The sequence below is a fragment of the Neisseria sp. HMSC078H04 genome (assembly GCF_001838135.1).
In the GTDB taxonomy this organism is placed as follows: Bacteria; Pseudomonadota; Gammaproteobacteria; order Burkholderiales; family Neisseriaceae; genus Neisseria.
The window spans coordinates 1-212 of sequence record NZ_KV835837.1; the positions used below are offsets into that span (position 1 = coordinate 1).

Annotated in this window: 1 protein-coding gene; it reads right to left on the reverse strand. The window is 47.2% G+C overall.

What is annotated here, in order from left to right:
- A partial coding sequence (locus tag HMPREF2560_RS05460) for a transposase (RefSeq protein ID WP_141761497.1) occupies nt 1–212 on the reverse strand: 212 nt, incomplete at both ends.

Consider the following 212-nt stretch of genomic DNA (forward strand, 5'->3'; position numbering starts at 1 on the left):
CAAATTCCTTGGAATGGTTGATGCGGTAATGGATGAAACCGCTCACGTCCAACTTGTCGTAGCTGCTCAGGCTATCCGTGTAAACAATGCTGTCCGGCATGATTTTCTTTTTGATGACAGGGAATAACGTTTCAGACTTGGCATTATCCACCACAACGGTATAGACCCGTCCGTTGCGTTTCAGAATGCCGAAGACAACCACTTTTCCTGCC